Genomic DNA, 10,609 nt, shown 5'->3' on the forward strand with positions numbered 1-10,609 from the left:
TTTATTATCAAGAATATAATTCCAGAAAATGGTTTTTGTTTTATGGAGAAATTAAGGAATAATAATTTGCATGTATTTTTTAGTAATATGAAATAATAATCAGTTTTACCAGATATATCAGTGGCTAAAAATAAAAGCATTACCTTGCAAAAAATTCTAAACTAATTAATGGGAACATTTGTAATAGCACAACGATTAAGCGGAGTTTATAAATATGAGTTTGTTTCTAGAAAAGGGAAAACCATTTTTACGAGCAATGATTTTGAATTGCGATTTGAATGTGAAGAGGAAATTGAGCGTTTGAAAAGTTTAATTGATAAATGTATTTTTATGCGCTTTAAATCGTCTAGTGGAAAGTTTTTCTTTAGAATGATACTTGATGAGCATGAAATAGCGGTTAGTAGAAGATATACGACTCAGTTATTGCTTCAGAAAGGTATTGATGAAATACTTAAATATGCAGGAAATTCAGAGTTCTTAGATTTTTCATCTTCCGAAGATATTTTTGGTCCATCTCCATTTGAAAAATAAAAGCAAAAAAAATCCCGATCTAATCGGGATTAATTTTTTTGTTCTAGCAATAATTATTTTGCTGGAGCAGCTTCAGCAGCAGGAGCAGCAGTAGCAGCAGAATCAGCAACTACAGCAGTAGAATCAGCAGCAGGAGCTTCTTCAACAGCAGGAGTTTCAACTACAGTTGAATCAACAGCTGGAGTTTCTTCAGCAGCATTTTCTTTACATGAAACGAACATAGCAGCAACAATTGCTAAACTTAAAACAACTTTTTTCATCTTACTAAATTATAAAGGTTAATTATTAATTCGGAGCAAAGATATAAATTTTTTAACATGTCAAAATATTTTTAGACAAATTTTTTAAATTTTTTTTCTTTCGAACCTTAAATATATTATTTCAAATGGCGTGCCAAACTCTTTATTTTTTAAAATATTTGTAATTATTTGGTTTTTTGAGACTTAGGATAAACAATCGTTATCTCTTCTATAAGATTTTTAGCACCTGCAAATTTATCAATCACAAATAAAATATAACGCGCATCTACCATGATATTTCTACAGATTTCTGGACTATAATAAATGTCGCTCATCGTGCCTTCCCAAACTCTATCAAAGTTCAATCCGATTAGATTTCCTTTTGCATCTAAAGCAGGACTTCCAGAGTTTCCACCAGTAGTGTGATTGGTAGCAATAAACGCTAAAGGCATTTTACCATTTTTATCTGCGTATTTTCCATAATCTTTTGCATTATACAAATCGATTAGTTTTTTAGGAACATCGAATTCGTAATCACCTGGAATATATTTTTCAATCACTCCATCTAAATAACTAACTGGTTCGTAAATAACAGCATCGCTAGGTTTGTATCCTTTTACTTTTCCATACGTTACACGTAATGTACTGTTAGCATCAGGGAAAATTCTATCGTTAGGGAAGAATTCCATAATTCCTTTCATGTAAGTTCTTTGTAAAGCGATGTTTTTTAAATTAATCTCATCAAACTTAGGAGCTACATTTTTTTGGTAACTATCCGCAATCGATTTTACCAATTGATATCCTTTGTCCTGATTTAATTTCTCTAAAACCGATTTTGCATCACCATTTAATAATTCTTTCAAACCATTAAAGCTAGTTAATTTCGAAGAACCAAAAACACTTGTTGTTAAAGCTGAAGCATTAATGTTATTCAAACTTTCAGGTAAAAACTGTTTTGGTGATTTCGTAGCATATAAATTGATTAATTGTTCAAAAACTTTTTCATCCACTTGAGCGCTATAATCTTTATATAAACCTTCAAATCCAGAAATTAAATTGTTTTTTCTATCATTGAAAGCTTGCTCGCCTCTTGTATTATAAACTTGCTCTAATTGGTATAAACGGTATCCAAACGATAAAATTTCTGAATTACGTAAAACAACTTCTGTAAAGTAATCTCTAGCAATAGCATATTCTCTAATGTCTTTGTAGTTCTTTTCGAAATCAGTTAAAATACTTCCATATTCAGCCTGTTTTCCAGCTTTGTTTACTCTTTCTTGAAATTTCTTCTCAAAATCTTTTTTGATAGCAACTGCATTGGATTTTTTTAAACCTTTCGTTTCTCCAATCCATTTTTTCCAATAATTTGCAACACCAGCGTATTTTGAAGCATACTGAATTTTAATCGCATTATCTTTTCTCATGAAGCCATCTTGTACTTTTAAAGCAGCATCACGAATTTCAATTTTTGCCGGATTCAAATCATTTACAATTTGTTCTACGGCGAATGATGGTAAATATTCCTGAGTTCTTCCAGGATATCCCATTACCATCGTAAAATCATTTTCCTGAACTCCTTTTGCAGAAACTGGGAAAAAGTGTTTTGGTTTGTATGGAACGTTGTCTTTTGAGTATTCAGCAGGACGATTGTTTTTGTCGGCATAAACTCTAAATAAAGAGAAATCTCCAGTATGACGAGGCCATACCCAGTTATCAGTATCGGAACCAAATTTTCCAATTGAACTCGGCGGCGCACCAACCAAACGAACATCTTTGAAATTTTCAGTTACAAATAATAAATATTGGTTTCCATCATAAAAAGCACGAATCATTACATCTTGCCAAGCTTCTTTTTGGAAACTTTTGCTAACAGCAGCAATATTTTGTTGGATTCTTTTTTGTTTGTCGCTTTCGGTTGGAAGATTTAATACCCCTTCAAAAATTTTAGTAGTTACATCTTCAATTTTAATGATGAACGTAACGGTTAAATCTTTGTTTGGCAATTCGTCTTCCATTTTGTAAGCCCAAAAACCATTTGTTAAATAATCGTTTTCAACAGTAGAGTGACTTTGAATATTGTCATATCCACAGTGGTGATTGGTTAATAAAAGTCCTTTTGGAGAAATCATTTCTGCTGTACAACCGCCATCAAAATGAGGAACAGCGTCTTTTAAGCTGGAATTATTTACCGAATAAATAGCATCGGCACTAATTTTCATTCCCAAAGCTTTCATTTCTTTTTCGTTGGTTCCTTTCAATAGCGAAGGAATCCACATGCCTCCTTGTTGCGCTTGAACTTGGATAACAAATAAAACAAGTAGTAATTTTAAAAATTTCATAGGTATAATTTATTTAGTGACTTTGTACTTCATTAATTTTCTATTGTGAAGTTCAAAATCGTGTGCAAGATACAATTTTTGTGCGTTTTCGTTGTGCGGTTCGACTTCTAAATACAGTAATTTTAACGATAATTTAGAAACTTCACTTTGAATAAATTGAATCGCTTCTTTTCCAAAACCTTTTCCTCGAGCGGTTTCTTTGATGAATAATTCGTCTACAAAAGCAATTTTTCCGCCATATTCAAAACTGAAAATAAAAGTGAGAATGATATAACCCACAATTTTATTTTCGGAATATATCAACCAAGATTTTCCAAGATGTTCATTGGAAATAAATTCTTGAAACAAAGTTTTAGCCACTTCAAAATCCATCGGATAATTGTCAATCGCATAGAAATCCTGCATCATTTGAGTGATAATTGAAATATCTGCAATTTCTAATGGTTTGAAGGTTGTCATTAGTCTAAAATATGATTCATAATCGTTTGCGTAGCTCCTTTATTCATTTGAACGAATGTGCTGCAAATATGCCCTTTTTCTAATCTTTCGTCTTCGTTGTGAAGTAATAAATCAAAAGCTTCATTTAATTGGGTTTGATTCTGAATTGAAATACAACCTTCCATGTTTACCAATGCCGTAGCTTCAGCAAAATGCGAGTAATTTGGACCAATCACAACTGGAACACCAAAAGTTGCTGGTTCCAAAATATTATGAACACCCGGATTTCCAAAACCTCCGCCAACGTAAGCAATATCGGCATAAGAATAAATTTTGGTTAAAATTCCGATGGTGTCGATGATGAAAACTTGAAAATCCTCCAATTTGTCACGCTGAACTTGTTTCAGCATCTCATCTTTTTCCGAATACGAAATAGTTTTCTTTTGAATTTGATTTTTGAGAATTGAAATTTGCTCTTGTTTAATATTATGCGGTGCAATAATAAATTTCACATCATCCGAACTCTGATTGATGTAATTTACCAATAAACTTTCATCTTTTGGCCATGAACTACCAATGACGATGGTGGTTGTATGGTCTTTGAATTGTTCAATAAAATCCAAAGAATTATCACGTTCTAAAATCGAAACTACACGATCAAAACGCGTGTCGCCAGAAACTTTTACATTATTAAATCCAATGCTTTGAAGTAGCTTTTTTGAACTTTCATTCTGAACAAAGAAGTAATCAAATGTTTGTAAAGCGTTTCTATAAAATCCGCCATACCATTTAAAAAACGCTTGATTTTCTCGTAAAATTCCAGAAATTAGATAAGTTTTAATTTGCTGTTTTTTTAATTCGTTCAGATAATTTGGCCAATATTCATATTTGATGAAAAATGCCATTTCGGGATGAACTAAACTTATAAATTTTTTCGCATTCGAAATCGTATCCAAAGGTAGATACACTGTAACATCAGCAACGGTATTGTTTTTTCGAACTTCATAACCCGAAGGTGAAAAAAAAGTAACCACAATTTTATGATTTGGGAATTGTTGTTTCATCGCTTCAATCACAGGTAAACCTTGCTCATATTCGCCCAAAGATGCCGCATGAAACCAAATCGTTTTATCCGAAGATTGAATTTTATTCGCTAACGTTTGAAAAACTGATTTTCGTCCATCAACAAAAAGTTTCATTTTTGGACTAAAAATCGCTACAAGTTTCAAAAGTTGGGCAGCTAGAAGCGTAATTATGTTGTATAAAAATAGCATAATTGAATTTTATGGTGCTAAAATACGTTTCTTTTTAAGTTAGATAAAATTTGTACTATAGAATTTCATATTTTTGCTAGACTTAATTTTATTCCAATGAGAAAATTACAAATGGTTGACTTAAAAAGTCAATACGAAAAAATAAAAGAAGAAGTAAATGCTTCTATTCAAGAGGTTTTAGATACGAATACATACATTAACGGACCTTTAGTTCACCAATTTCAAGCGGATTTAGAAAAATATTTGGGTGTAAAACACGTAATTCCATGCGCTAACGGAACCGATGCGTTGCAAATTGCCATGATGGGATTGGATTTGAAACCAGGTGATGAAGTTATTACTGCCGATTTTACTTTCGCAGCTACAGTGGAAGTAATTGCATTGTTGCAATTGACTCCAGTTTTAGTAGATGTGGATATGAACAATATGAACATTTCGCTTGACGGAATTCGTAAAGCAATAACTCCAAAAACAAAAGCAATTGTTCCGGTACATTTATTTGGTCGCGCTGCCAATATGGATGCGATTATGGAAATTGCCAAAGAACATAATTTATACGTTATCGAAGATAATGCTCAAGCTATTGGAGCCGATTACACTTCAAAAGATGGTTCTAAAAAGAAAGTAGGAACTATTGGTCATGTAGCAGCAACATCCTTTTTCCCATCTAAAAACTTAGGTTGTTATGGTGATGGTGGAGCCATTTTTACCAATGATGATGCATTAGCACACAAAATTAGAGGAATCGTAAATCACGGAATGTATGAAAGATATCATCATGATGTAGTGGGTGTGAATTCGCGTTTAGATAGTATTCAAGCGGGAGTTTTAAAAGCGAAATTACCACATTTAGATGCTTACAACAAAGCACGTCAAGATGCAGCAAGAAAGTATTCAGAAATTCTTGGAAAAAACCCTAATATTTGGGTTCCAACTATTTGTGAATCTTGTGATTGTCACGTATTTCATCAATATGTAATCCGTATTATGAATGGAAAACGTGATGGTTTATTAGAACATTTACAAGCGAAAGGAATTCCTTGTGCGATTTATTATCCAATTCCATTACACAGTCAAAAAGCGTATGCTGATGCTCGTTACAAAGAAGAAGATTTCCCTGTTACGAATCAATTGGTAAAAGAAGTAATTGCATTGCCAATGCACACGGAATTAGATGACGAACAAATTAAATTTATTACAGACGCTGTTTTAGAATACGTATAATAGTGTTTAGTCGCAGTATTCAGTCTCAGTAACTGTTTACTGCGACTGTGACTGAAAACTAAAAGATGAAGATATTAGTTACTGGCGGTTTAGGATTTATAGGTTCTCACACCGTTGTAGAATTACAAAATGAAGGTTTTGATGTAATTGCAATCGATAATCTTTCCAATTCATCTATTGATGTTTTAGACGGAATTGAGCGTATTACTGGGAAAAAACCTTTGTTTGAAAACATCGATTTGCGTGATAAATCGGCGGTTCAAAATTTCTTTTCTAAACACCAAGATATTTCAGGAGTGATTCATTTTGCTGCTTCAAAAGCGGTGGGGGAAAGTGTTGAAAATCCTTTGTTGTATTATGAAAACAACATCAATTCTTTAGTGTATTTACTTCAAGAATTACAAAAAAAATCAGAAGCTCATTTTATTTTCAGTTCGTCTTGTACCGTGTACGGTCAGGCCGAAACAATGCCAATTACTGAAATCGCTCCAATTCAAGTTGCGATGTCGCCTTACGGGAACACGAAACAAATAGGGGAAGAAATTATAACGGATGTCGCAAAAGTAACTAACATTAATTCTATATTGTTACGTTATTTTAATCCGATTGGAGCGCATCCTTCAGCTGAAATCGGCGAATTACCTTTAGGTGTTCCACAAAATTTAGTACCTTTTATTACGCAAACCGCAATTGGACTTCGCCAAAAGCTTTCTGTTTTTGGTAATGATTATCCAACAATTGATGGAACCGCAATTCGTGATTATATCCACGTAGTAGATTTAGCAAGAGCACACGTAATCGCTTTACAACGTTTGTTGAAAAAACAAAATTCAGGAAAAGTAGAAACATTTAATTTAGGAACTGGAACGGGAAGTTCGGTTTTGGAAGTAATTAATGCTTTTGAAAAAGTGTCCAATCAAAAATTAAATTATCAGATTGTAGGAAGAAGAGAAGGAGATGTTATAGAAGCTTATGCCAATACCGATAAAGCGAATAATGTTTTAGGCTGGAAAGCTCAATTCACTCTTGAGGACGCTCTTGCAAGCGCCTGGAAGTGGGAACAAAAAATTAGAAAATAAAAAAATCCCAAGTTTTGCTTGGGATTTCTTGTTATTTATGGGCTGCTTCTTTCATTTTATCAGCTGCTTTATCTAATTTTTCTGCACCTTTTTCTAAAACTTCTCCAGTTTTTGATTCTAAGGTATCAATTGCTTTGTTAATTTGAACAGAGGCAGAGTCCATTTTTTCTTCCATTTCAGCACCAACAGCTTCATTTGCTTCTTCGATTTTCTCTTTTGTTTCATCTTTGCATGAAACTGAAATTAATGCTAAAATCATTAATCCTAAAAATACCTTTCTCATATATAAATATTAAAAATTGCACATCTTAAAGGTACGAAATAAATCTCAATTTCGGAATGTATTTTTACATAATTTTTAATAAAAAATTAGGATCAGGACAATTTGATTTGTAGAACAAAAGTGTTTTTTCATTGCAAACTCCAGGATAATCGCCAATTTTTCCTTCCATATCTATAATGATTTGAAAATGCAGATGCGGAGCATAATCACCATTAATAGGTGGTAATCCTAAAGTAGATATTTGTTCTCCTTTTTTTACAATATCACCCACTTTTTTACCAATTAAACTCGCTTCGCTCAAGTGACCGTATAGCGTGTGGAATTTGATATTTTCAACTTCGTGCTCCAAAATAATAGTGGGGCCATAATCACCTAAAGCGGTATTGTTTTGAAAACTGTGAATGGTTCCATCCAAAGCAGCATGAATTGGAGCCGATTCGTTAATCCATAAATCTAAACCAATATGAATATTTCGTTCGTCAGAATTAGTGTTTTTAAAAACCGTACTTCTTTGGTATAAATTTCGAGTTTCAATGTAACCGCCAAAAGCAATTTTACCTTGATTTTTATCTAAATGGTTTTGGATGAAAATTTCATAATCTTGAGCAGTTTCTAATTTATGCTGACTCAATTCACGATTCGAAACAGATAAATTCAAGGGAACATATTCAGAGTAATCAATCTCGGGTGAAATGACTTTGGCCGCTTCAATTGATTGGAACAAAGCAATTAGATTTTCCATATTTTCTTTTTCTCAAAAATAAAAAATTCCTCACGAATAAACTTCATGAGGAATTCTATTTTAAAAGTATTTTTATTTTATAAAGAAGCAGAAATTGTCTCGACTTCTTTATCAATTTTATTTACTAATCCTACTAATACTTTTCCTGGACCCACTTCAGTAAAACTTGTTGCTCCATCAGCAATCATTTGTTGTACCGATTGTGTCCATCTTACAGCTCCTGTTAATTGCGAAATCAAGTTTTTCTTAATTTCAGTTGCATCAGAAACCGCGTTTGCAGTTACGTTTTGATATACTGGGCAAGTTGGTGTAGCAAAAGTAGTTGCTTCAATAGCTGCTGCTAATGCTGAACTTGCTGGTTCCATCATTGGAGAGTGGAAAGCACCACCAACTGGTAAAATTAAAGCACGTTTTGCACCCGCTTCTTTCATTTTTTCACAAGCTAATTCTACCGCTTTGTATTCTCCAGAAATCACTAATTGTCCAGGGCAGTTATAATTTGCAGCAACTACAACGCCATCAATAGAAGCGCAAATATCTTCTACGATTTTATCATCTAAGTTTAATACGGCAGCCATAGTTGAAGGAGTAATTTCACATGCTTTTTGCATGGCCATTGCTCTTTGAGAAACTAATTTTAATCCGTCTTCAAATGATAAAGCACCATTTACTACTAAAGCAGAAAATTCTCCTAAAGAATGTCCGGCAACCATATCTGGTTTTACGTCTAAAACTTTGGCTAAAATAACCGAGTGTAAGAAAACCGCTGGTTGGGTTACTTTAGTTTCTTTCAATTCTTCAGCCGTTCCTTCGAACATGATATCGGTGATTCTAAAACCTAAAATTTCGTTCGCTTTTTCGAATAATGCTGCCGCTAAAGGTGAGTTTTCATATAAATCTTTACCCATTCCTGTGAATTGAGCGCCTTGACCTGGAAATACGTATGCTTTCATAAATTTTGTTTCAAGTTTAAAGTTTCAAGTTGTTCTTGAGTGGCAAAAATAACATTTTTATTAGAATTCGATCGAATTTACGATTTCCAATAATTGATTTTTATATTCCTGATGGATAATACCATTTACCACATCGAAATTTTCATTGAAACTTGGTAATGAAAAACTACCTTTTACAATTCCACCTTGAAACGGAAAACGTTTTGTAGCAATCTCTAAAACCGAACTTCCACCTCGAGCACCAGGAGAAGTCGCTAATAACAACATTGGTTTTTCTTGAAAAGTTTTAGCGTTAATGCGTGATGTCCAATCTAAAATATTCTTAAAGGCTGTGGAGTAATTTCCGTTATGTTCGGCAAATGATATTATGATTAAATCAGCGCTTCCTAGTTTAGCATAAAATTCTTGGGCTAACGGATGAATTCCATTTTCTTTCTCTTTATCAACAGAAAAAATAGGCATTTCATAATCGTTTAAATCTAAAATTTCAATTGTAACATTTTGAAATTGATTTGCAGTAAAAGTTGCCAATTGTTTATTGATGGATTGCTTACTTGATGAAGCTCCAAAAGCGATGATTTTTTTCATGTTTATTATTTGTTTAGCCAATTTCCCATTAGTTTTCTTAATATTGGTAATAAAACAAAAACCATTAAAGGAACTAAAATTCCTGTCATAATTAACGTTTTTATGGGTAACGGTAATTTTTTAATTAAATCTCCAATTAAGTAGGTTAAAAGAGTTATGGCTGGATAAATGGCCAACCAAACCATGATGGCGAATTTCCATTTAGGTGGTTGTTTCATTATAATACGTCTCTAAACTCTGGTGTTTTATCAAAAACACTTTTCGCAAACGGACACAAAGGCAAGATTTTAATTCCTTTTTCTCTAGCAAATTCTACAGCTTTGTTTACCATTTTTTTACCAAAGCCTTTTCCTTCATTTCCAGGATTCACTTCCGTGTGGTCGATGATGATTTTATCTTCACCAGCAAAAACAAAGGTCATCACAGCCTCCTGGTTGCCTTCTACTTCAATGTAAAAAGCACCTTTGTTGTCGTTTATTCTAAGTTGCACTTCTTCTGTCATAATTCTATTTTTACTGAATACTTGAGACTGAACACTGAACACTGAACACTAATTACTGTTCCATCGGAATTTCCATCACTAAAAACTTCGCATTAGAATTCGCTTTGATTTCAATTTCATTGGTTTCCCAAATTCCAACAGCGTCTCTTCTTTCTAATTTTTCTCTATTAACTTCGATTTCACCTTCAATATTCATCACGTAGAAACCATTTCCTTCTTTTTTCAAGTTTAATTTTTTTGAAAAACCGTTGTCAAAATCACTCAAATAAAACCAAGCATCTTGATGAATCCAAACACCGGCATCATCTGGATTTGGAGATAAGATTTGAGCGAAATCATTTTTCTCCAACGATTTGTCTAATGTAATTTGTTGGTAACGAGGTTCCACATTTCTATATTTTGGAAACAACCAAATTT

General features: G+C 33.0%; 13 protein-coding genes and 1 pseudogene. 3 read left to right on the forward strand and 11 right to left on the reverse strand.

Features of this window, described 5'->3' with window-relative positions:
• The first annotated feature begins 168 nt into the window (after positions 1-168).
• On the forward strand, positions 169-531 hold the full coding sequence (locus Q0075_RS06145; RefSeq protein WP_297868741.1) for a DUF1508 domain-containing protein: 363 nt from the start codon (positions 169-171) through the stop codon (positions 529-531).
• Between the two features lie 53 nt (positions 532-584).
• Here the strand turns inward: Q0075_RS06145 and Q0075_RS06150 are convergent, their stop codons facing one another.
• The 4 genes from Q0075_RS06150 to Q0075_RS06165 all read right to left on the reverse strand — a co-directional run bounded on the left by Q0075_RS06150 (position 585) and on the right by Q0075_RS06165 (position 4,821).
• Positions 585-791 (reverse strand): hypothetical protein, encoded by a 207-nt coding sequence (locus Q0075_RS06150; protein WP_297868742.1) that lies wholly within the window; start codon positions 789-791, stop codon positions 585-587.
• 164 nt (positions 792-955) lie between these two features.
• Positions 956-3,109 carry a S46 family peptidase gene (locus tag Q0075_RS06155; RefSeq protein ID WP_297868743.1) on the reverse strand — a complete coding sequence of 718 codons (2,154 nt, stop codon included), beginning with the start codon at positions 3,107-3,109 and terminating at the stop codon, positions 956-958.
• A gap of 9 nt (positions 3,110-3,118) precedes the next feature.
• Complete coding sequence (locus Q0075_RS06160; RefSeq protein WP_297868744.1) at positions 3,119-3,568, reverse strand: GNAT family N-acetyltransferase; 450 nt, start codon at positions 3,566-3,568, stop codon at positions 3,119-3,121.
• Positions 3,568-4,821: a glycosyltransferase N-terminal domain-containing protein gene (locus Q0075_RS06165; RefSeq protein WP_297868745.1), complete on the reverse strand. Its 1,254-nt coding sequence runs from the start codon at positions 4,819-4,821 to the stop codon at positions 3,568-3,570. Before Q0075_RS06165 ends, Q0075_RS06160 begins: the two co-directional genes overlap by 1 nt.
• 96 nt (positions 4,822-4,917) lie before the next feature.
• On the opposite strand from Q0075_RS06165, the gene Q0075_RS06170 reads away from it, so the two are divergent.
• Positions 4,918-6,045, forward strand: a complete 1,128-nt coding sequence (locus tag Q0075_RS06170) for a DegT/DnrJ/EryC1/StrS family aminotransferase (protein WP_297868746.1) — start codon at positions 4,918-4,920, stop codon at positions 6,043-6,045.
• A 65-nt stretch (positions 6,046-6,110) separates the two neighbouring features.
• Positions 6,111-7,124, forward strand: coding sequence for a UDP-glucose 4-epimerase GalE (galE, locus tag Q0075_RS06175; RefSeq protein WP_297868747.1), 1,014 nt, complete (start codon positions 6,111-6,113; stop codon positions 7,122-7,124).
• Positions 7,125-7,155: 31 nt separating this feature from the next.
• Here the strand turns inward: galE and Q0075_RS06180 are convergent, their stop codons facing one another.
• The 7 genes and pseudogenes from Q0075_RS06180 to Q0075_RS06210 form a co-directional block, all read right to left on the reverse strand.
• Entirely contained in the window at positions 7,156-7,407 is a 252-nt protein-coding gene (locus Q0075_RS06180; RefSeq protein WP_297868748.1) for a hypothetical protein, read from the reverse strand.
• 64 nt (positions 7,408-7,471) lie between these two features.
• Positions 7,472-8,149, reverse strand: a complete 678-nt coding sequence (locus Q0075_RS06185) for a peptidoglycan DD-metalloendopeptidase family protein (protein ID WP_297868749.1) — start codon at positions 8,147-8,149, stop codon at positions 7,472-7,474.
• A gap of 77 nt (positions 8,150-8,226) precedes the next feature.
• Complete coding sequence (fabD, locus tag Q0075_RS06190; protein ID WP_297868750.1) at positions 8,227-9,102, reverse strand: ACP S-malonyltransferase; 876 nt, start codon at positions 9,100-9,102, stop codon at positions 8,227-8,229.
• A 60-nt stretch (positions 9,103-9,162) separates the two neighbouring features.
• Entirely contained in the window at positions 9,163-9,690 is a 528-nt protein-coding gene (locus tag Q0075_RS06195; RefSeq protein ID WP_297868751.1) for an NAD(P)H-dependent oxidoreductase, read from the reverse strand.
• 5 nt (positions 9,691-9,695) lie between these two features.
• The gene (locus Q0075_RS06200) at positions 9,696-9,908 is read right to left on the reverse strand and encodes a hypothetical protein (protein ID WP_297868752.1); all 213 of its coding nucleotides are present in this window, start codon (positions 9,906-9,908) and stop codon (positions 9,696-9,698) included.
• Complete coding sequence (locus Q0075_RS06205; protein ID WP_297868753.1) at positions 9,908-10,192, reverse strand: GNAT family N-acetyltransferase; 285 nt, start codon at positions 10,190-10,192, stop codon at positions 9,908-9,910. Before Q0075_RS06205 ends, Q0075_RS06200 begins: the two co-directional genes overlap by 1 nt.
• Before the next feature lie 52 nt (positions 10,193-10,244).
• A pseudogene (locus Q0075_RS06210) lies at positions 10,245-10,609 on the reverse strand (pirin family protein); the annotation flags it as partial.

This window comes from uncultured Flavobacterium sp., assembly GCF_937967675.1.
In the GTDB taxonomy this organism is placed as follows: domain Bacteria; phylum Bacteroidota; class Bacteroidia; order Flavobacteriales; family Flavobacteriaceae; genus Flavobacterium.